Source organism: Microbacterium resistens (assembly GCF_031456305.1).
Classification (GTDB): Bacteria; Actinomycetota; Actinomycetes; order Actinomycetales; family Microbacteriaceae; genus Microbacterium; species Microbacterium resistens_A.
The window spans coordinates 78,147-97,047 of sequence record NZ_JAVDUM010000003.1 but is presented as its reverse complement, the minus strand read 5'-3'; the positions used below and the strand labels follow the sequence as shown (position 1 = coordinate 97,047).

Below are 18,901 nucleotides of genomic sequence, written 5' to 3'. Positions count from 1 at the left end.
GCTCCCGCTCAGCCGTCGATCACCGCGACCAGCTCGTCCAGGAACGCGGCGAACGTCGTGCCGCGGCGGACGATCCGCTGCACGCTCTCCCCCTCGCCGAACACCTCGACGAGCTGCTCGAAGACGGTCTGGAACGCCGCGCGGTCCTTCTCGCTGAACGCCGCCAGCGCCACGACCTGGACCCGTCCCGTCCCCCAGGCGACGGAGCCGGCGGCCACCCCCACGGCGATCGCGGTCCGCTCGGCGGTCATCTGCAAGGCGTGGGGCACGGCGAGCGCGTCGCTGAACGCGGTGGAGGAGAGCCGCTCGCGCTGGATCGTGTTCTCCACGTAGTCCTCGCCGATGATGCCGCCGTCGACGAGGAGGGAGCCGAGCCGGCGGATGATCGCCTCCTCGCCCTCGTCGGGGATCGGATGGACGAACGCCTCCGCGGAGAAGTAGCGGGAGAGCTCCTCGCGGAGCCGGGTCAGGCGCCGTGAGCGCCGCAGCCGGGCCGCCGACTGCTGCACCCGCTCCACGTCGGCGTCGGTGAGGAACGGCTGGATCCGCACCACCCGGTCGGCGCTCGCCGGCGGATCGATCGTGCTCAGCACCAGATCGGTGCCGATGGCCGCCCAGTCGGGATCGATCTGGGTCACCACCCGGACCACCTCGATCTCCGGGCCCAGCGACCGGTCCACCCGCGATCGCAGCACCTCGTGCAGCTCGTAGTATCCGGGGCAGACGATGGTGGCCGTCAGCATCGAGTCGGCACGGCGGCTGCGCTCGAGCCGTCCGCCGATATGCATCGCGACGTAGGCGATCTCGTCGTCGTCGACCCGCAGTCCCAGCCTGTCGTGGAGGCCGCTGACGATCGAGACGGCCACCTCGAAGATCATCGGGTAGGCGGACTTCAGCGACCGGGTCAGCGGGTTTCTGGTCCGCGTCTCCTCCCGCGCCCGGCGGCGCAGGTTCTGCACGTGCAGCGCGAGGCGGAGGATGAAGGCGTCGTCGACGAGATCGACCTGATAGTCGGCCGCCGCCTGCACGACCTCCGCGCGCACCGCCTCCTCCACCGCGGGCTCGAGCCCTGCCCGGGCGACCGCGGCGGGATCGGCGGAACCCGGGGCCACGACCCTGGTGAGCACGAGCCGGGCCAGGTGTGTCCTGTCGCCGACCCCCAGCTCCACGCCCAGCCGGTCCCGGGACAGGCGTCCGATCACCTCGCCGACCGCGACCGGCTCGTCGTCGTGGGGGTCCGCCGCCCGGTCGATCGCGCGCCCCGCGGCGACCCGGTCGGCGGCGATCGCGATGTGCAGCAGCACGTCCGAGATCGCCAGCTCGTTCACGTAGTACCCGAGACGCCCGAGCTCGGCGACGAGATCCGCCTTGAACGGGGCGACGGCGCCCGGCTCCACGACGCTGCCCTCCAGCGCCAGGCGGAAGGGGTCGACGGGGAAGCCCGCCGTCTCGATCTCGTCGTGCGCGAGCCTGCTCAGAAGCCTCCGCTGGGCCTGCTCCGGCCCTCGGAGGCGCACGATCTCACGATCCCGCTCCAGGGAGAGCCCCGTGCCGTCGAGCAGGGCGCGCACCCGGCCGAGGTCCGCCTCCAGGGTCGCCTCGCTCACGTGCAGCCGCTCCGCGGTCGCGAACACGTCCACCCCCGCCTGATCGGCCAGAAGAGCGCGCACCAGCCGGTGCAGGCGCGCCCGCGGCGTCGACTGCGCGGAGCCGCGCGCCCGCAGCGCATCCCGCGCCGACGGGCCGGCCCGGTATCCGGCCGGGCCCGACTCGATCGCGTCCCCGCGTCCGACGCGGGCGTTCGCCGCGGCGACGTAGGTGCGCACGCTCCGCGGGGTGACGCCGAGGATGTCGGCGAGGCGGGCCGCCGTCGCCCAGGACCCCTCGCGCAGCAGGGTGCTCAGCAGCTGGTCCTGACGCCGAATCGACACGCTCTCTCCGCTCGCCTCTCCCCCGCGTCGCGCACGGGTCATCCTCATGATGTCAGCATCCTCGCGCGCCGGGGGCGCGGAGCCGTGTTCCGGAGGGGCGGAAGAGAACCTGGTGGCCGCTGCGGCGCCGGCGGAAAAGAATGGCACCGAAGGGATGGCATCGATGAGGATCCAAGTGGTGTGCGGCGCCGGCGCGTCGAGCACGTTCGTGGCGGCAAGGCTGCGACGCACCGCCCTCGCCGCCGGGCGGGACTGGGAGGTCGCCGCCGCGGCGATCGACGCGGTCGACCCGTTCGCCGATGTCGTCCTGGTCGGACCGCACGTCGCCGATCGCCGAGAGGAGATCGCGCACCGCGCATCCAGGGCCCGCATCGTCGTGCTGCCCGAAGACGCTTTCGCCGACCTCGACGGAACGCGGGCATACGCCCTCGTCGAGGCCACTGCCCCGGAAGGAACGCCATGACCACCTCCACCCGCACCGTCCGCATCGGCTCGTCGCACGGGCTGCACGCCCGTCCCGCGAAGCTCTTCGCCCAGGCGGCGAAGGAGAGCGGACTCGCCGTCACCCTCGCCAAGGACGCAGGGAAGGCCGTGAACGCGTCGAGCATCCTCGGCGTCATCGCGCTCGGGCTCGAGCAGGGCGACTACGTGACGCTCTCCGCCGACGGCGAGGGCGCGGAGGCGGTCCTGGACCGCCTCGCCGAGCTGCTGACGACCGATCACGACGAGGACGCGCGATGAGGACCCTCCGCGGGGTGGGCATCGGGCAGGGCATCGCCCAGGGCCCGGTCGTCCGCATGGCGGAGCCCCTGCCCGCCCCGGACTCCACGCCGAGCGCCCTCGGCGCCGACGCGGAGCGCGCACGGGCTCGCGAGGCCGTCGCGAGCGTCGCCGCCGAGCTGCAGCGACGCGGCGAGCAGGCCGGGGGCGCCGCGCAGGAGGTGCTCGAGGCCCAGGCGATGATCGCCGAGGACCCCACCCTCGAGGAGGAGCTCGACGCCCGCATCGCCGCCGGGAGCACCGCGGAGTGGGCCGTGCACGACGCGTTCGCCGGCTTCCGCGCCACCCTGGAGGCCGTCGGCGGCTACCTCGGCGAGCGCGCGGCGGACCTCGACGACATCTCGCAGCGCGTCCAGGCCCACCTGCTCGGACGCCCGGCCCCCGGCGTGCCCGACCCCGGGCACCCCTTCGTGCTCGTCGCCCGCGACCTCGCCCCCGCCGACACGGCGCTCCTGGACCTCGAGAAGGTCCTCGCGCTGGTCACGTTCGAGGGCGGGCCCACCTCGCACACCGCGATCCTCGCCCGCGAGAAGGGCATCGTCGCCGTCGTCGGGGCGGCCGACGCGCAGAGCCTCGCCACCGGGACCCTCGCGATCGTCGACGCCTCCTCGGGCACGGTGACCGCGGATCCGGGGCAGGACGAACAGGACCGTGCAGCGCAGCGGATCGCCGACCGGCGCTCCGCCGACGCCGCGCCACTGACTCCCGGCGCCCTCGCCGACGGCACGCCCATCGCGCTGCTGGCGAATCTGGGGAGACCCGCAGACGCGGCCGATGCCGTCGACCGGGGTGCTGAGGGCGTCGGGCTCTTCCGTACGGAGTTCCTCTTCCTCTCGGCGTCCCAGGCCCCGACGGTCTCGCAGCAGCGCGAGGCGTATCGGGAGCTGCTGTCCGCCTTCCCGGGGAAGAAGGTCGTCGTGCGCGTCCTCGACGCCGGCGCGGACAAGCCGCTGCCGTTCCTCAACGACGCGCATGAGGAGAACCCCGCCCTGGGGCTCCGGGGACTCCGCGCCCTCCGCGCGAGCGAGGACATCCTCCGCGAGCAGCTCACCGCCCTCGCCGAGGCCGATGCGGAGACCGAGGCCGACCTGTGGGTCATGGCCCCGATGATCGCCACGGTCGAGGAGACGACATACTTCACCGCGCTCGCCGGGGAGTATGGACTGCGGACGGCCGGCGTCATGGTCGAGGTCCCCGCGGCGGCCCTCCTCGCGGACCGGATCCTGGCGCACGCCGACTTCGCCTCCATCGGGACGAACGACCTGACCCAGTACACGATGGCCGCCGACCGGCTCCTGGGCTCCGTCGCCTCGTTCCAGGACCCCTGGCACCCCGCCGTGCTCCGCCTCGTCGCCGAGGTCGGCGCCGCCGGCCGGCGTCTCGGCAAGCCCGTCGGGGTCTGCGGCGAGGCCGCGGCCGACCCGCTCCTCGCCGTCGTGCTGGCGGGGCTCGGCGTCGGATCGCTCTCGATGGCGCCCTCCGCTCTCGCCGACGTGCGCCGCGCCCTCGCAGCGCACACGCTCGACGACGCCCGCCGCCTCGCGGAGGCCGCCCTCGCGGCGGACGACGCGGCCGGCGCCCGCGCCGCCGCCACCGCGGCGCGGAACCCCTCCTGACACCCGATTCAGACACCCGACACAGAAAGCGACGACCTCATGACGACGACGTCAGCCCCCGCCGCGCAGCCCGGATCCGTGCGCGTCGCGATCCAGCGCTTCGGCACGTTCCTCTCCGGCATGATCATGCCCAACATCCCGGCGCTGATCGCCTGGGGCATCTTCACCGCCTTCTTCATCGACGTGGGATGGACCCCCAACCCGGGCCTCTCCTCCCTCGTCGGCCCGATGATCCACTACCTCCTCCCGCTCCTCATCGCCTACACCGGCGGATCGATGGTCTACCGCGTGCGCGGCGGCGTCGTCGCGGCGATCGCCACCTTCGGCGTGATCGCGGGCTCCGATCTCCTGATCGCGAACTTCAACGCCGAGCTCCTCGCCGCGGACCCGGAGGCGAAGCCCCTCGGCCAGGTGCACATGTTCATCGGCGCGATGATCATAGCCCCGATCGCCGCGTACACGATGAAGTGGCTCGACCGCCTGTGGGAGGGCCGGGTCCGCGCCGGCTTCGAGATGCTCGTGAACATGTTCTCCGCCGGCATCTGGGGCTTCGCGATGGCGATCCTGGGCTTCTACCCCGTGGCCTGGCTGGTCAACGGCCTCATGAGCGTGCTGAGCTCCGCGGTCAACTGGCTCGTGGAGAACAACCTGCTCCCGCTCACGAGCATCCTCATCGAGCCGGCCAAGGTGTTCTTCCTGAACAACGCGATCAACCACGGCGTGCTCACCCCGCTCGGGACCCAGCAGGCGACCGAGTCCGGGAAGTCGATCCTCTTCCTGCTCGAGGCCAACCCCGGTCCCGGCCTCGGCCTGCTCCTGGCCTTCACGCTGCTCGGCGTCGGCGCCGCGCGTGCGACCGCCCCCGGCGCCGCGATCATCCAGTTCTTCGGCGGCATCCACGAGGTCTACTTCCCGTACGCCCTGATGAAGCCGACGCTGATCCTCGCCCTCATCGCCGGTGGCATGACCGGTGTCACCACGAACATGCTCCTGGGCGGCGCGCTGCGAGCGCCCGCGGCGCCGGGCAGCATCATCGCGGTCCTCGCGCAGACGGCCAACGGGGCCTACTTCGCGGTGATCCTGTCGGTGGTGCTCTCCGCGGCCGTCACCTTCCTCGTCGCCGCCGTGATCCTGCGCGCCTCGCGCAAGCGCGACCTCGCCGCCGAGGCGCTGAGCGGCGACGCGTTCGCGGAGGCCATCCGCCGCACCGAGACGAACAAGGGGAAGTCCTCCAGCGCGCTCTCCGACCTCGCCGCCTCCGCCGGCACGGACGACGCCACGGCCCCGGCCGGCGCCGCCGCGGGTGCCGCAGGTGCCGCGCCCGCCGCGGCGGCCGCTGGTCTCGTCGCCGAGGCCCCCATCTCCCACATCGTGTTCGCCTGCGATGCCGGGATGGGCTCCTCCGCGATGGGCGCGAGCGTGCTGCGGAACAAGTTCAAGAAGGCCGGGATCGAAGGGGTGACGGTGATCAACCAGGCCATCGCGAACCTCGACGGCACCGCCGACCTCGTGATCACCCAGCAGCAGCTCACCGACCGCGCCAGGGCGCAGTCGCCGGACTCCCTGCACGTCTCGGTGGACAACTTCATGAACTCCCCGAAGTACGAGGAGGTCGTCGAGCTGGTCCGCCGGCAGCACGACTCCCAAGCTTGAGCCCGTGGGGTGGGAGGGGCACGCCCTCCCACCCCACGCACCATTGCGTCCACCCCAGAGAGGAACACACCGATGAGCATCCTGAACCGCGACCAGATCCGCATCCATCCCGGCTCCGCCACGCAGGACGAGGCGTTGCGCGAGGTCGCCGGCCTCCTCGTGTCCGCCGGATCCGTGACGCCCGCCTACCTCGACGCGATGCGTCAGCGCGAGCAGACCGTGTCCACCTTCATGGGCAACGGCCTGGCCATCCCGCACGGCACGAACGAGGCGAAGGACGAGATCCTCGCCTCCGCGCTCTCGGTCGTGCGCTACGACGACGGCGTCGACTGGGCGGGCGACCCCGTCACCTTCGTGATCGGCATCGCCGGCCGCGGCGACGAGCACCTCGAGATCCTGTCGCAGATCGCGATCCTCTTCTCCGAGGAGGACGACGTCGCCCGTCTCGCCGCCGCGACCACGCCGGACGAGCTGTTCGAGCTCCTCTCGGAGGTGAACGGCTGATGCCCACGGCGGTCCACTTCGGCGCGGGGAACATCGGCCGGGGGTTCGTCGGCCTGCTCCTGCACGAGGGCGGCTACGAGGTAGTCTTCTCCGACGTCGCCTCCGCGCTCGTCGACGCGATCAACGCGACGGACCGCTACACGGTGCACGAGGCCGGCCCCGGAGGGCGCGATCACGAGGTCACCGGCTTCCGCGCCGTGGACAGCGGCCGGGATCCGGAGGCGGTGGCCGCGGAGATCGCGACCGCGGACGTCGTGACCACGGCGGTCGGGCCGACCGTGCTCCGCTTCGTCGCCCCGGCGATCGTCGCGGGCCTCGCCCGCCGATCCCCGGACGCTGCCCCCGTCCAGATCATGGCGTGCGAGAACGCGATCGGCGCGACGGACCTCCTCCGCGCCGAGGTCGAGAAGGCCGCGGGAGAGCGCGCCCAGGAGCTCCTCGCGCGGGCGGTCTTCGCGAACACCGCCGTGGACCGGATCGTGCCGGCGGCCCAGCCCGCGACCGGGATCGACGTGACGGTCGAGCCCTACGTCGAGTGGGCGATCGAGAGCGGGCCGTTCGGCGAGCACCGCCCCCGCATCCCCGGCGCGCACTTCGTCGACGACCTCGCGCCGTACATCGAGCGCAAGCTGTTCACCGTCAACACCGGGCACGCGGCGACCGCCTACTTCGGCGCACGGGCCGGATACGCGACGATCGCGGAGTCGCTCGCCGACGAGTCGATCGTCCGCGCGGTGGCCGCGACCCTGGAGGAGACCTCCGCCGTGCTCGTCGCCACGCGCGGGCTGGACCCCGCCGACCTCGCCGCCTACCGCGCGACCATCCTCCAGCGGTTCCGCAACCCCGAGCTCCCCGACACCGTCCAGCGCGTGGGACGGCAGCCGCTGCGCAAGCTCGCCCGGCACGAGCGCTTCGTCGGCCCCGCCGCCCTCGCCGCGGAGCGCGGGCTCGCGACCGAGGCGCTCGTCGGCGCGATGTCGGCGGCGCTGGCGTTCGCGGAGCCGGAGGACCCGGAGGCCGTCGCGCTGCAGGAGCTGCTGCGGACCAGGGGCGCGGACGCCCTCACCGTCGAGGTGACGGGGCTCGACGACTCCCATCCGCTCTTCCCCGCGGTGCGGGACGCGGTCGCCCTCCGTCAGACACAGCTCTGACGCACTCCGCCTGTCGGACCATTGCACTCCTGTCGGACTCCTGGCCCTGGCCGGGCCGACAGGAGTGCATTGATCCGACAGGCGCGCGCCCTGTCATCAGGAGCGCGCCCCTGATGACGGCATGCGGAGACCCACGCGGGTTAGGCTCGTGGCATGGATTTCGCCTCGGTCGTGACCCTGGAAGACGAGTTCGTACGCCTCGAGCCGCTGAGCCCCGATCATGCGGCCGGCCTCGCCGAGACGGCCGCCGACATGGAGCGCCCCTGGTACACGGTCGTCCCCGCGCCCGATGAGGTGCCGGACGAGATCTCCCGCCGGCTCGCGCTCCGGGATGCCGGATCGATGAACCCGTTCGCCATCCGCCGCCTCGCGACCGGCCGTCTGGTCGGCATGACGACCTTCTGCAACATCGACCAGTCCCACCGCCGCACCGAGCTCGGCTACACCTGGCTCGGTCGCGAGGCGCAGGGCACCGAGGTCAACCCCGCGGTCAAGCGCCTCCTCCTCGCGCACGCGTTCGAGGCCTGCGACGCGATCTCGGTGCAGCTGTTCACGCACGTGATGAACCACCAGTCCCGCGCCGCGATCGAGCGCCTCGGCGCGAAGCTCGACGGCGTGCTGCGCAGTCACCGGATCATGGCCGACGGATCGCTCCGCGACACGGCGGTCTACTCGATCCTCCCCCACGAGTGGCCCGCCGTCCGCAACGGTCTCGACGCCCGGCTGGCGCGCCGCAGCGTCCGCTGAGCCGCAGCGCCGGAGACCACAGCAACGGGGACCACGGGCGATCCCTTACTCCTCACGGCGCCGCGGCACCGACCGGACTACGATCGGATCGCGGCACCCACGACCCGAACGGGGCGCCGGAGGAGAGCATGACGATGAAGTCATATGCGGTGATCGGCGCGGGCCCATCCGGCCTCGCCGTCGCGCGTGCGCTGCAGAGGCAGGGCATCAGCGTGGACGGGTACGAGTCCTCGCACGACGTGGGCGGGCTCTGGGACATCACCAACCCCCGCAGCACGATGTACGAGTCCGCGCACCTCATCTCCTCGCGGACGACGACGGAGTTCACGGAGTTCCCGATGGACTCCGACGTCGACTACCCCGGGCACCGGGTCCTCAAGCGGTACTTCGACCAGTACGCCGACACCTTCGCGCTGCGCGACCTGTTCCGCTTCGACACGCGAGTGGAGCGGGTCGCGCCGACGGATCGCGGCTGGACGCTGCGCGCAACCGGCCCCGACGGCACACGGGAGCACGGCTACGACGGCGTCATCCTCGCGAACGGCACGCTCGCCGAGCCCCAGCGTCCCGCCTTCCCCGGGGAGTTCTCCGGGGAGATCATGCACACCAGCGCCTACAAGCATCCGTCCCAGCTCGCAGGTCGCCGGGTGCTCATCATCGGCGCGGGCAACTCCGGCTGCGACATCGCGGTGGACGCGGTCCATCACGCGGCATCCGTCGACATGAGCGTGCGGCGCGGCTACTACTTCGTCCCGCGCTACCTGTTCGGCCGCCCGAGCGACACCCTCAACCAGGGGCGTCCGCTCCCCGCACGGATCAAGCAGGCGATCGACTCCCGGGTCCTTCGGGCCTTCACCGGGGACCCGGTGCGCTTCGGGTTCCCGAAGCCCGACTACCGCATCTACGAGTCCCATCCGATCGTGAACACCCTGATCCTGAACCACCTGGGCCAGGGCGATCTGCGCATCCGCGCCGACGTCGAGCGGTTCGACGGCTCGTCCGTGCACTTCCGCGACGGCTCGTCCGGGGACTACGACCTCATCCTCCTCGCCACCGGGTACTCCCTCGACTACCCGTTCGTGGATCGGGCGCACCTGCACTGGAGCGGGGCGTCGCCGCAGCTCTTCCTCAACGTGTTCCCGCCGTCGTTCAACGGGCTGTACGTCATGGGGATGATCGAAGCGAGCGGCATCGGCTGGCAGGGCCGCTACGAGCAGGCCGAGCTGATCGCCGCCTACCTCGCCGCGGAGGAGGCCGACCCCGCGCGTGCCGCCCGGTTCCGCACCAGGGTCACCTCGATGCCGTGGCCGGACCTCTCCGGCGGATACCGCTACCTGGGCCTTGACCGTATGGCGTACTACGTCAACAAGGACGCCTACCGGCGCGCTGTTCGTACCGAGAAGGCGACGCTCGCCGCGGGGACCGGCTCGTGAACGTCGACGACGTCGCCCTCAGCTTCACGCCCGGGACGCTCCTGATCCTCAACGTCGTGCTCGGGCTCATCATGCTGGGGATCGCCCTGGACACCGCGCCGCGGGACTTCCGGGTCGTGGCGACGCATCCGAAGCCCTTCGCGATCGGCATCCTCGCCCAGCTCCTGCTCCTTCCCGTCGTCACCTTCCTCCTCACCCTCGTGCTGCCGGTGACCCCATCGATGGCGCTGGGCATGATCCTGGTGGCGTGCTGCCCGCCGGGCAACATCTCCCAGGTCCTCACCCATCGCTCGGGAGGGAACGTCGCGCTGTCGGTCTCGATGACCGCCGTCGGCAACCTGATCTACATCCTGGCGATGCCGTTGAGCATCGCGTTCTGGGGCTCGCTCCACCCCACCGCACGGACCCTGCTGCGGGAGGTGGCGCTGAGCCCCTGGCAGATGCTGCTGGAGATCCTCCTGATCGTCGGGCTCCCGTTCGCCGCCGGCCTGCTCCTGCGCGCCCGCCTGCCCCGTCTCGCCGCACGCGTCCAGCCCTTCGTGCGCTGGTTCAGCCTCATCGCGCTGTTCGGCTTCATCGTCGGCGCGCTGGCGGGCAACTGGTCGGTCTTCATCGCCGTGATCGGCACCGTCCTCCTCGTCGTCGCCGTGCACGACGCGGTCGCCCTCGCGCTGGGCTACGGCACCGCGGTGCTCGGCGGCCTCGGCACGCGGGAGCGCAAGGCGATGACGTTCGAGGTCGGGATCCGCAACGCCGGCCTCGGGCTCGGGCTGGTCTTCGCGTTCTTCGGCGGCCTCGGGGGCATGGCGGTCGTCGCCGGCTGGTGGGGGATCTGGGACATCTGCGCCGGCCTCCTCGTCGCGACCCTCTGGGCCCGCCACACGCGTCGCCGCACCGGCTCGGCCTCCGGGGACGCCTCTCGTCACGCCCGCCGGGTGGAGGCGCAGCGCGCCGGGACCGCGGACGACCAGGCCAGTGCACGATGACGCGCGTCCTCGTCACCGGCGGCGCCGGGTTCCTCGGCACCAGGGTCGCGCGGATGCTCGCGGAGCGGGAGGACGTCGAGCTCGTCGTCAGCGGCGACGTCCGTCCCGCGGAGACGCCCGGCATGGAGTCGGTGCTCCTGGACGTGACCGACGCCGCGGGCATCGCCGCGACCCTGGAGCGGCTCCGGATCGACGTGGTGGTCCACCTCGCCGCGATCGTGAACCCGGGCCGCGACCCCGATCTGGAGTACCGGGTGGACGTCGACGGATCGGCAAACGTGCTCGCGGCCTGTCTGGAGGCGGGGGTTCGTCGCCTCGTGGTGTCCAGCTCCGGAGCCGCCTACGGCTATCACCCCGACAGTCCGGAGTGGATCGACGAGACGACACCGCTGCGGGGCAACGACGAGTTCCCCTACTCCCGGCACAAACGGCTCGTCGAGGAGATGCTCGCCGAGGCCCGGCGCGAGCATCCCGAGCTGGAACAGGTGGTCTTCCGGATCGGGACGATCCTGGGCCCCGCGGTGCAGAACCAGATCACCGCGCTCTGGGACGGCCGGCGGATCCTGCGGATCGCGGGATCCGACTCGCCCTTCGTCTTCGTCTGGGTCGACGACGTCGCCCGCGCCTTCGCGTACGCCGCGACCGGCGGCCCCGCCGGGGTCTACAACGTGGCGGGCAGTGGCGCGATGGGCGTGCCGGAGATCGCACGGCGTCTGCGCAAGCCGCTGCTCACGGTGCCCGCGGGACTCCTGAGCCTCGCCCTCCGCATCGGCCATGCGCTGCATCTCACCGAGCACGGCCCGGAGAAGGTGCGCTTCCTGCGGTATCGGCCCGTGCTGGCCAACGATCGTCTGATCCGCGAGTTCGGCATCGTCCCCGCGATGACGACCCGGGAGGCCTTCGAGGAGTACCTGCGCACGCACCCTGGCGTCGCCCGCTAGACCGCTCGGCGCTGCGCTATCCGACGCTGCGCGAACCGGCGCAGTGCGAACCCGGCGCTGCGCCGTCCTGGGTGGCTAGGAGTCGAAGCCCTCGGCGATCATCTCGACCAGCTCCTCGCGCTCCTCCACGGGGAGGAAGGCGCCGGAGGCGGCGTTGAACTGGAAGGACTCGAGGTCCTCCAGGTCGTAGCCGAAGGCATCGACCAGCAGCGCCAGCTCGCGCGTGAGCGATGTGGCGCTCATCGTGCGGTTGTCGACGTTCACGGTCACCGCGAAGCCGAGCTGGTAGAGCAGGTCGAACGGATGGTCGGCGAGCTCCGTCCCCCAGGCCGACACCGCGCCGGTCTGCAGGTTCGACGAGGGCGAGAGCTCGAGCGGGATCTCACGGTCGCGGACCCAGCGCGACACGTCGCCGAACCTCACCTGGACCTCCTCGCCGTCGCGTCCCATGATCTGGAGGTCCTCGGCGATGCGCACGCCGTGGCCGAGCCGGAGGGCCCGTCCGTCGATGAGCGCGGAGCGGATCGAGTCGACCCCCGCTGCCTCGCCGGCGTGCACGGTCACCGGGAAGAGGTGGTCGGCGAGGTAGTCGAACGCCGCGCGGTGCTGGGAGGCGGGGAACCCGTCCTCCGGACCCGCGATGTCGAAGCCCACGACGCCGCGACCACGGAAGGACACGGCAAGCTCGGCGATCTCGCGGGAGCGGTCGGTGTGCCTCATCGCGGCCAGGAGCTGCCCCACGCGGATGCTGCGCCCCGTACGGTCCACCGCGTCCTCGCCCTCCTCGATGCCGAGCTGGACCGCCGCCACGGCCTGCTCCAGGCTGAGCCCGGCGGAGAGGTGCTGCTCGGGCGCCCAGCGCACTTCGCCGTAGATGACGCCGTCGTCCGCCAGGTCCTCGACGAACTCGCGGGCCACGCGCTGCAGTCCCTCGGCGGTCTGCATGACCGAGACCGTGGCATCAAAGGTCTTCAGGTACTCCACCAGCGATCCGGAGTCGCTCTGCGCGGAGAACCAGGCGCCGAGGGCGGCAGGGTCCGCGGCCGGCGGCGTGAGGCCGATCGCGTCGGCCAGCTCGATCACGGTCGACGGGCGCAGCGCGCCGTCGAGGTGGTCGTGCAGCGAGACCTTCGGCAGGCTCCGCAGGGAGATGCCCTCAATGGTGACATCGCCGTTCGCGTCGATCGACATATCGGACCCTCTCGGTCAGGGGGTGAGAGACGGACGGGAACGCGGAGCGGCCCGGGATCAGCCTATGCGGTGATCCGCTCCCGCACGAGTGGCGCGGCCTCCGGCGCCTCGGCGCCGATCGACCACGATCCGGCGAGCGCCTCGAGCGCCCGCGGGAACCGCGCGTCGTCCTGCGCCGAGAGCGTGAAGAGCACGTCCCCCGCCTTGACCCGGTCGCCCGGCTTCACGCGGAGATCGATGCCCGCCTCGTGCACGACGGCGTCCTCGGCCCGCGCACGGCCGGCGCCGAGACGCCAGGCGGCGACGCCGAAGGGCAGCGCGTCCATCCGCGTCACGAAGCCGTCCGCGTCGGCGGTGACCGCGTGCGTCTCGCGCGCCGTCGGGAGGGGGGCCTCCGGGTCGCCGTCCTGCGCACGGATCATCGCGTTCCAGACGTCCATCGCGCGCCCGCCGTCCAGCGCGCCCTCCACGTCCGCGTCCGGCAGACCACCGAGCGCGAGCATCTCCCTGGCGAGGGCGATCGTCAGCTCGCGCACGTCGGCGGGCCCGCCGCCGGCGAGCACCTCCACCGACTCCCTGACCTCGTTGGCGTTGCCGATCGCGAGCCCGAGCGGGACGTTCATGTCGGTCAGCAGCGCGGTCGTAGAGACGCCGGAGTCCGTGCCGAGCGCGACCATCGTCCGCGCCAGCTCCCGCGCTCGGTCGATGTCCTGCATGAAGGCCCCGGAGCCGAACTTCACGTCCAGCACCAGCGCGTCGGTGCCCTCAGCGATCTTCTTGGACATGATGCTCGACGCGATCAGCGGGATGGCCTCGACCGTCCCTGTCACGTCCCGGAGCGCATAGAGCTTCTTGTCGGCGGGGGCGAGCCCCGAGCCCGCCGCGCAGATGACCGCGCCGACGTCGCCCTTCATCTGGGCGAACATCTCCTCGTTCGACAGCGCCGCACGCCATCCGGGGATCGACTCCAGCTTGTCGAGTGTTCCGCCCGTGTGCCCGAGCCCCCGACCGGAGAGCTGCGGGACCGCGATGCCGAAGGAGGCGACCAGCGGCGCGAGCGGCAGCGTGATCTTGTCGCCGACGCCGCCCGTCGAGTGCTTGTCGACGGTCTTCTTCCCGAGGGCTGCGAAGCTCATCCGCTCGCCGGTGGCGATCATCGCGTCGGTGAGCACGCGGATCTCGTCGCGCTGCATGCCGCGCTGGAACACCGCCATCGCGAAGGAGGCCATCTGCGCGTCCGAGACGTAGCCGCGCGTGTACGCGTCCACCATCCAGCGCAGCGCGTCCTCGGCCACTGCTCCCCCGTCGCGCTTGGCACGGATGACGTCGACGGCGTCGAACGGTTCGATGGCGGTCATCGGGCTTCCTCCAGGTCGCGCGGCCCGAACGCGTCGGGCAGCACCTCGTCGATCGTGCGGATCCCGGAGACGGTCTCCAGGAGCATTCCGGGCATCGCGTGCTCGAACAGCAGCTGACGGCAGCGGCCGCACGGCATGATCGTCTCGCCGTCGCCGTTCACGCAGACGAACGCCACCAGCCGCCCGCCGCCGGACATGTGCAGGTCGCCGACGAGGGTGCACTCCGCGCACAGGGTGACCCCGTACGAGGCGTTCTCCACGTTGCAGCCGGCGACGATCCGTCCGTCGTCGGCGAGGGCCGCCGCCCCGACGCGATAGCGCGAGTACGGCGCGTAGGCCCGGCCCATCGCGTCGGTCGCGACCTGTCGCAGCTCGTCCCAGTCGATGTCGGTCATCTCGTCCTCAGGCCTTGATGTACGGTTCGCCGTCGGCGGCCGGTGGACGCGAGCGTCCGACGAGACCGGCAACCGCGAAGATCGTCACGACGTACGGCAGCATGAGCATGAACTGGCTGGGCACCGGCGATCCGATGACGCTCAGCACGCCCTGGAGGTTCGACGCGAACCCGAACAGCAGGGCGGCGAACGTCGCCTTCAGCGGATCCCACTTGCCGAAGATCACCGCCGCCAGGGCGATGAAGCCCGCGCCCGCCGTCATCTCGCGGTTGAACGACGGCACCGAGACGAGCGTGTAGAACGCGCCGCCGAGGCCGGCGATCGCGCCGGCGAGCAGCAGGTTCAGGTAGCGCGTGCGCTGCACCTTGATGCCCACGGTATCGGCGGCCTGCGGGTGCTCGCCGACCGCGCGGAGGCGCAGTCCCCAGCGGGTCCGGTACATCCCCCACCACACGAGGAACACGACCACGTACATCAGGTAGACGACGATGGTCTGCCGGAACAGGATCGGGCCCAGCACCGGGATCTCGCTCAGCAGCGGGATCGGCAGCGGCGTGAACGGCACGGGGCTGTTCAGCAGCTCCTTGTTCGGCGCCAGTACCTGGCGGAACAGGAAGGTGGTCAGGCCGATCACCAGCACGTTCAGCACGACGCCGACGATCACCTGGTTCACGTAATAGGTGATCGCGAACACGCCGAGCACCAGGGCCACGAGGACGCCTGCGACCATCGCCGCGACGAGCCCCGCCCATGGCGTTCCCGTGAGGCTCGCAGCGATCGCGGCGCAGAACGCGCCGGCGAGCAGCTGACCCTCGATCGCGATGTTGACGACGCCGGCCCGCTCCCCCACGACGCCGCCGAGGGCGCCGAAGATGAGCGGGGTGGCGAGGGCCAGGGCGCCGGCGAGCAGTCCGATCATCGGCAGCGTGCCGCCGGCCGATGCCCAGGAGAGGAATCCGACCAGGAGCACGACGATGTAGGCCGCGACGATCCACAGCGGGATCCTGCGGCGACGGCTCGCGAGCGCGACCGTGATCGCGGCGAGCACGATCAGCAGGACGACCGCGACCCAGGCCGTGCCGGTCGAGGGGAGCACCAGGTCGGGCAGGGCGAGGATCTCGTGACCGGCGGTGAGGCGGAAGGTGCTCACGCCCTCGCGCGGGGCGAGGAGGGGCAGGAGGGCGAAGAGCATGGCGAAGATCCCGAGGATCACCGGCGTCTTCCAGGAGACGACCGTGATCGTGCGCGGCGTGCCGATCTCCGGCGCTGCGACCGATGCGCTCATGCCGACACCTCCTTCTTCGCGGCGCGGCGTTGCCGGCGCGTGGGCTTGCCGGGCTGCGGGATGCCGAACATCGCGCGCACGAGCGGGGGCGCGGCGATGAAGAGCACGATCAGCGACTGGACGACGAGGATGATCTCGACCGGGACCTGCTGCGAGGCCTGCATCGCGAACCCGCCCGCCTTGAACGCGCCGAAGAGGATGCCGGCGCCGAGGATCCCGAGCGGGGTGGAGCGGCCGAGCAGCGCGACCGTGATCGCGTCGAAGCCGATGCCGGCGTCGATGCCGCCGCTGAAGCCGTTGGTCTCGGTGCCGAGCACCTGGCTGACGCCGGCCAGGCCCACCAGGGCACCGGCGATCACCATGACGAGGAAGTACATCCGGCCCACGCTGATGCCGGCGACCTTGGCCGCCGCGGGGTTCTCCCCCACGGCGCGGAAGCGGAATCCGAGGCTCGAGCGCTCCAGCAGCCACCAGGTGAACCCGACGGCGACGAGCGCGAGGATGAAGCCGACGTGCAGTTTGTAGGACGGACCGAGCAGCTGCGGCAGCACCGCGCTCTCGGCCATCGGCGCGGTCTTGGGGTTGTTCGACCCCGGTGCCTGCAGCACGCCCTGCGTCGCGAGCATCCAGGCCAGGAGATAGAACGCGACGTGGTTGAGCATGATCGTCACGATCACCTCGTGCGCGCCGGTGCGCGCCTTGAGGAGGCCGGCGATCCCCGCCCACAGCGCGCCGGCGACGATGCCGGCGATGATGGCGAGCGCCATGTGCAGCGGGAAGGGCAGGTCCATCGAGGTCGCGACCCAGCCCGCGGCGGCGGCCGCCATGAGCATCTGGCCCTGGCCGCCGATGTTGAACAGGCCGGCGCGGAACGCGAGGCCGACGCCGAGGCCCGCGGCGATCAGCGGCGTCGCGAACTTGAGCGTCTCGGTGAGCGGGCGGATGCCCACGAGGAACCCGTCGGCGCGGAAGTTGTAGACCGAGCCCTGGAAGAGGGCGACGTAGGCACCGGACACGGCCTGCCAGATCGCCGAGAAGGTGTCGCCGGGGCGCTGGAAGAAGTACCCGGCCGCGGCCTGGACCTCGGGATCGGTGAACGCGATCATGATCGATCCGACGATCACCGCGGCGAGCACGGCGAGGAAGGAGACGAGGCCGTTTCCCGTGATCACCCGCTGCCAGGCGAGATGCCACTTCGACGGCTCGGCGACGTCGTCCCCGAGCGGCGGGACGGGCGGTGCGCCCGGGGTCTGGGTCTGCGCGGCGGTCATGCCCTGTCCTCCTCGACCTGGTCGTCTTCGACGACGACGACGGCCGGCGACGGCACGTCGGCGTGCGGGGCGGCCGGCCCCTCGGGCACGGTGACCGCGTCGGTCACGCCCGCCATCATCAGGCCGAGCTGATCGCGCGGAGTGTCCCCGGGGACGATGCCGACGATGCGACCGCGGTACATGACGAGGATGCGGTCCGCGAGAGCGGTGACCTCGTCGAGCTCGGTGGAGATGACGACGACGGGGACGCCGGCGTCCCGCGTCTCGATGACCCTCTTGTGGATGAACTCGATCGAGCCGACGTCCACGCCTCGCGTCGGCTGGGCGGCGACGAACAGCGACAGCTCCCTGCTGAGCTCGCGCGCCAGGACGACCTTCTGCTGGTTTCCGCCGGAGAGGCGTCCGACGGCCTGCTTGGGCCCCTGGGTCCGGATGTCGAACTCGGTGATCTTCTCCCGCGCGAACGCCTCGAGGGCCTTCTGCTGCACGGTTCCCGCACGGACGAACGGCGCGCCCTCCGAGCGGTCGAGCATCAGGTTCTCGGAGATCGAGAACTCCTTGACGAGCCCGTCGACGCTGCGGTCCTCGGGGACGAAGCCGACCCCGCTGTCGAGGATCTGACGCACCGAGCGGCCGACCAGCTCCTCGCCGTTGAGCCGGATGCTGCCCCGGACCTTCTCCTGGAGCCCGACCAGGGCCTCGGTGAGCTCGGTCTGGCCGTTCCCCTGCACACCGGCGACGGCCAGCACCTCTCCGCCTCGCACCTCGAACGACGCGTCGTCCACGAGCACGGTCCCCACAGGATCCGTGACGGTGAGGTGCTCGACCACGAGCGCGCGGTCGTTGAGGGAGGGCTGCTCCTTGTGGACGGTCAGCTCGACGGCGCGGCCGACCATGAGGGAGGCCAGCTCCTCGTTCGTGGCGGTGGGCGATGCCTCGCCGACGACCTTGCCGAGGCGGATGACCGTGATCTTGTCGGCCACCTCCCGCACCTCGCGCAGCTTGTGGGTGATGAAGACGATGGAGGTGCCGAGGTCCCGGAGCTGGCGCATCGTCGACATCAGCTCATCGGTCTCCTGCGGGGTGAGCACGGCGGTCGGCTCGTCGAACACGAGGACCTTCGCGTCCCGGGACAGGGCCTTGATGATCTCCACGCGCTGCTGCACGCCGACCGGCAGGTCCTCGACGATCGCGTTCGGGTCGACATCGAACCCGAAGCGCTCGGAGATCTCGCGCACCTTCTTGCGGGCGGCGGCGACATCGAGCCGTCCGCCGAACGTCGTCTGCTCATGGCCGAGCATGACGTTCTCGGCCACCGAGAACACCGGCACGAGCATGAAGTGCTGGTGGACCATCCCGATGCCCGCGGCCATCGCGTCGCCGGGGCCGGCGAAGCGCTGCACCTCGTCGTCGATGAGGATGGCTCCCTCGTCGGCCTGGTAGAGGCCGTAGAGGACGTTCATCAGGGTGGACTTGCCCGCGCCGTTCTCGCCGAGGAGGCAGTGGATCTCACCCGGTTCGACGGTGAGATCGATGTGGTCGTTGGCCGTCAGCGTGCCGAATCTCTTCGTGATGCCACGCAGCTCGAGCTTCATGTGTCGATCCTATTCAGGCGCATCGGCGCGCCAGGGACGAGAGCGGAACAAGGGGAGGCCGGCC

17 protein-coding genes are annotated in these 18,901 nt (G+C 71.5%); 10 read left to right on the top strand and 7 right to left on the bottom strand.

The window, feature by feature from the left end; translation table 11 throughout:
* Positions 1–8 precede the first annotated feature (8 nt).
* Positions 9–1,979, bottom strand: a complete 1,971-nt coding sequence (locus J2Y69_RS04335; RefSeq protein ID WP_310017943.1) for a BglG family transcription antiterminator — start codon at positions 1,977–1,979, stop codon at positions 9–11.
* Positions 1,980–2,094: 115 nt separating this feature from the next.
* On the opposite strand from J2Y69_RS04335, the gene J2Y69_RS04330 reads away from it, so the two are divergent.
* The 10 genes from J2Y69_RS04330 to J2Y69_RS04285 all read left to right on the top strand — a co-directional run bounded on the left by J2Y69_RS04330 (position 2,095) and on the right by J2Y69_RS04285 (position 11,742).
* Complete coding sequence (locus J2Y69_RS04330) at positions 2,095–2,394, top strand: PTS sugar transporter subunit IIB (protein WP_310017941.1); 300 nt, start codon at positions 2,095–2,097, stop codon at positions 2,392–2,394.
* Positions 2,391–2,672, top strand: coding sequence for an HPr family phosphocarrier protein (locus tag J2Y69_RS04325; RefSeq protein WP_310017939.1), 282 nt, complete (start codon positions 2,391–2,393; stop codon positions 2,670–2,672). Before J2Y69_RS04330 ends, J2Y69_RS04325 begins: the two co-directional genes overlap by 4 nt.
* Positions 2,669–4,327, top strand: a complete 1,659-nt coding sequence (gene ptsP / locus J2Y69_RS04320; RefSeq protein WP_310017938.1) for a phosphoenolpyruvate--protein phosphotransferase — start codon at positions 2,669–2,671, stop codon at positions 4,325–4,327. The genes J2Y69_RS04325 and ptsP overlap by 4 nt, the downstream gene beginning before the upstream one ends.
* Before the next feature lie 39 nt (positions 4,328–4,366).
* Entirely contained in the window at positions 4,367–5,980 is a 1,614-nt protein-coding gene (locus J2Y69_RS04315; protein ID WP_310017936.1) for a PTS mannitol transporter subunit IICB, read from the top strand.
* Positions 5,981–6,052: 72 nt separating this feature from the next.
* Positions 6,053–6,484 carry a PTS sugar transporter subunit IIA gene (locus J2Y69_RS04310; RefSeq protein WP_310017934.1) on the top strand — a complete coding sequence of 144 codons (432 nt, stop codon included), beginning with the start codon at positions 6,053–6,055 and terminating at the stop codon, positions 6,482–6,484.
* The gene (locus tag J2Y69_RS04305; RefSeq protein WP_310017932.1) at positions 6,484–7,635 is read left to right on the top strand and encodes a mannitol-1-phosphate 5-dehydrogenase; all 1,152 of its coding nucleotides are present in this window, start codon (positions 6,484–6,486) and stop codon (positions 7,633–7,635) included. The genes J2Y69_RS04310 and J2Y69_RS04305 overlap by 1 nt, the downstream gene beginning before the upstream one ends.
* A 153-nt stretch (positions 7,636–7,788) precedes the next feature.
* Entirely contained in the window at positions 7,789–8,382 is a 594-nt protein-coding gene (locus J2Y69_RS04300; RefSeq protein ID WP_310017929.1) for a GNAT family N-acetyltransferase, read from the top strand.
* Positions 8,383–8,510: 128 nt separating this feature from the next.
* Positions 8,511–9,815, top strand: coding sequence for a flavin-containing monooxygenase (locus J2Y69_RS04295; RefSeq protein ID WP_310017927.1), 1,305 nt, complete (start codon positions 8,511–8,513; stop codon positions 9,813–9,815).
* The gene (locus tag J2Y69_RS04290) at positions 9,812–10,801 is read left to right on the top strand and encodes a bile acid:sodium symporter family protein (RefSeq protein WP_310017925.1); all 990 of its coding nucleotides are present in this window, start codon (positions 9,812–9,814) and stop codon (positions 10,799–10,801) included. The genes J2Y69_RS04295 and J2Y69_RS04290 overlap by 4 nt, the downstream gene beginning before the upstream one ends.
* Entirely contained in the window at positions 10,798–11,742 is a 945-nt protein-coding gene (locus J2Y69_RS04285) for an SDR family oxidoreductase (protein WP_310017923.1), read from the top strand. The genes J2Y69_RS04290 and J2Y69_RS04285 overlap by 4 nt, the downstream gene beginning before the upstream one ends.
* Before the next feature lie 75 nt (positions 11,743–11,817).
* On the opposite strand, the gene J2Y69_RS04280 is transcribed toward J2Y69_RS04285, so the two are convergent.
* The 6 genes from J2Y69_RS04280 to J2Y69_RS04255 form a co-directional block, all read right to left on the bottom strand.
* Positions 11,818–12,933 carry an adenosine deaminase gene (locus tag J2Y69_RS04280; RefSeq protein ID WP_310017921.1) on the bottom strand — a complete coding sequence of 372 codons (1,116 nt, stop codon included), beginning with the start codon at positions 12,931–12,933 and terminating at the stop codon, positions 11,818–11,820.
* A 62-nt stretch (positions 12,934–12,995) separates the two neighbouring features.
* A complete protein-coding gene (locus J2Y69_RS04275) occupies positions 12,996–14,291 on the bottom strand; it encodes a thymidine phosphorylase (protein WP_310017919.1) in 1,296 nt (431 codons plus the stop codon).
* Positions 14,288–14,686: a cytidine deaminase gene (locus J2Y69_RS04270; RefSeq protein ID WP_310017918.1), complete on the bottom strand. Its 399-nt coding sequence runs from the start codon at positions 14,684–14,686 to the stop codon at positions 14,288–14,290. The genes J2Y69_RS04275 and J2Y69_RS04270 overlap by 4 nt, the downstream gene beginning before the upstream one ends.
* A 7-nt stretch (positions 14,687–14,693) precedes the next feature.
* On the bottom strand, positions 14,694–15,971 hold the full coding sequence (locus J2Y69_RS04265) for an ABC transporter permease (protein ID WP_310017916.1): 1,278 nt from the start codon (positions 15,969–15,971) through the stop codon (positions 14,694–14,696).
* Positions 15,968–17,242: an ABC transporter permease gene (locus J2Y69_RS04260; RefSeq protein ID WP_310017914.1), complete on the bottom strand. Its 1,275-nt coding sequence runs from the start codon at positions 17,240–17,242 to the stop codon at positions 15,968–15,970. Before J2Y69_RS04260 ends, J2Y69_RS04265 begins: the two co-directional genes overlap by 4 nt.
* Complete coding sequence (locus J2Y69_RS04255; RefSeq protein WP_310017912.1) at positions 17,239–18,837, bottom strand: ABC transporter ATP-binding protein; 1,599 nt, start codon at positions 18,835–18,837, stop codon at positions 17,239–17,241. The genes J2Y69_RS04260 and J2Y69_RS04255 overlap by 4 nt, the downstream gene beginning before the upstream one ends.
* Between the last annotated feature and the right edge of the window lie 64 nt (positions 18,838–18,901).

Excerpts from the sequence above, each read along its gene's own strand:
- J2Y69_RS04305 (WP_310017932.1), top strand. The coding sequence starts at position 6,484 with ATGCCCACGGCGGTCCACTTCGGCGCGGGGAACATCGGCCGGGGGTTC.
- J2Y69_RS04255 (WP_310017912.1), bottom strand. The coding sequence starts at position 18,837 with ATGAAGCTCGAGCTGCGTGGCATCACGAAGAGATTCGGCACGCTGACG.
- J2Y69_RS04260 (WP_310017914.1), bottom strand. The coding sequence starts at position 17,242 with ATGACCGCCGCGCAGACCCAGACCCCGGGCGCACCGCCCGTCCCGCCG.
- ptsP (WP_310017938.1), top strand. The coding sequence starts at position 2,669 with ATGAGGACCCTCCGCGGGGTGGGCATCGGGCAGGGCATCGCCCAGGGC.
- J2Y69_RS04315 (WP_310017936.1), top strand. The coding sequence starts at position 4,367 with ATGACGACGACGTCAGCCCCCGCCGCGCAGCCCGGATCCGTGCGCGTC.
- J2Y69_RS04335 (WP_310017943.1), bottom strand. The coding sequence starts at position 1,979 with ATGAGGATGACCCGTGCGCGACGCGGGGGAGAGGCGAGCGGAGAGAGC.
- J2Y69_RS04275 (WP_310017919.1), bottom strand. The coding sequence starts at position 14,291 with ATGACCGCCATCGAACCGTTCGACGCCGTCGACGTCATCCGTGCCAAG.
- J2Y69_RS04330 (WP_310017941.1), top strand. The coding sequence starts at position 2,095 with ATGAGGATCCAAGTGGTGTGCGGCGCCGGCGCGTCGAGCACGTTCGTG.
- J2Y69_RS04295 (WP_310017927.1), top strand. The coding sequence starts at position 8,511 with ATGACGATGAAGTCATATGCGGTGATCGGCGCGGGCCCATCCGGCCTC.
- J2Y69_RS04285 (WP_310017923.1), top strand. The coding sequence starts at position 10,798 with ATGACGCGCGTCCTCGTCACCGGCGGCGCCGGGTTCCTCGGCACCAGG.
- J2Y69_RS04265 (WP_310017916.1), bottom strand. The coding sequence starts at position 15,971 with ATGAGCGCATCGGTCGCAGCGCCGGAGATCGGCACGCCGCGCACGATC.
- J2Y69_RS04270 (WP_310017918.1), bottom strand. The coding sequence starts at position 14,686 with ATGACCGACATCGACTGGGACGAGCTGCGACAGGTCGCGACCGACGCG.
- J2Y69_RS04300 (WP_310017929.1), top strand. The coding sequence starts at position 7,789 with ATGGATTTCGCCTCGGTCGTGACCCTGGAAGACGAGTTCGTACGCCTC.
- J2Y69_RS04280 (WP_310017921.1), bottom strand. The coding sequence starts at position 12,933 with ATGTCGATCGACGCGAACGGCGATGTCACCATTGAGGGCATCTCCCTG.
- J2Y69_RS04325 (WP_310017939.1), top strand. The coding sequence starts at position 2,391 with ATGACCACCTCCACCCGCACCGTCCGCATCGGCTCGTCGCACGGGCTG.
- J2Y69_RS04310 (WP_310017934.1), top strand. The coding sequence starts at position 6,053 with ATGAGCATCCTGAACCGCGACCAGATCCGCATCCATCCCGGCTCCGCC.